This is a genomic window from Burkholderia sp. Ap-955 (assembly GCF_011753045.1).
GTDB lineage: Bacteria > Pseudomonadota > Gammaproteobacteria > Burkholderiales > Burkholderiaceae > Burkholderia > Burkholderia lata_D.
Genome location: NZ_VWWH01000228.1, coordinates 1 through 771 on the forward strand (window position 1 = coordinate 1; position 771 = coordinate 771).

A 771-nucleotide genomic window follows, 5' to 3' on the forward strand; every position below is an offset into this window, starting at 1 on the left:
TCGTGCCGTCCTTGCCCTTGCACAGCTCCTCGACCACGCGCAGCAGGTTGGTCGCATACAGCGTCGACGACTGTCGTGCCAGGCGCGACGCGAGATCCGTGTAGCCGACGATGGTCACGCCATGACGTACCACGGCTTCGCCCGGCACCGTCAGCTCGCAGTTGCCGCCTTGCTCGCCGGCCATGTCGACGATCACGCTGCCCGGCTTCATCGACTGCACCATCTCGGCCGTGATCAGCTTCGGCGCCGGCTTGCCGGGGATCAGCGCGGTGGTGATGATGATGTCCGCGTCCTTGGCCTGCTGCGCGTACATCGCGCGCTGCGCCTGCTGGAAGCCTTCGCTCATCACCTTTGCGTAGCCGCCGCCGCCCGAGCCTTCTTCCTCGTAGTCGACCTTGACGAATTCACCGCCCAGCGACTTGACCTGGTCGGCCACTTCCGCGCGCGTGTCGTTGGCGCGCACGATCGCGCCGAGGCCCGCGGCCGTGCCGATCGCCGCGAGGCCGGCGACGCCCGCGCCGGCGACGAACACCTTGGCCGGCGGCACCTTGCCTGCGGCCGTGATCTGTCCGTTGAAGTAGCGGCCGAACGCATGGGCCGCCTCGATGACGGCGCGGTAGCCGCTCACGCCGGCCATCGACGTAAGGGCATCCATCTTCTGCGCGCGCGACAGCGTGCGCGGCAGCGAATCGATCGCCAGCACCGTGGCCCGCTTCGCGGCCAGCTGCTGCATCAGTTCAGGGTTCTGGGCCGGCCAGACGAAGCCGATCA

General features: G+C 68.6%; 1 protein-coding gene. It reads right to left on the minus strand.

The features are described from left to right. A partial coding sequence (locus tag F3J15_RS37480; RefSeq protein ID WP_166897863.1) for a Re/Si-specific NAD(P)(+) transhydrogenase subunit alpha occupies positions 1-771 on the minus strand: 771 nt, incomplete at both ends.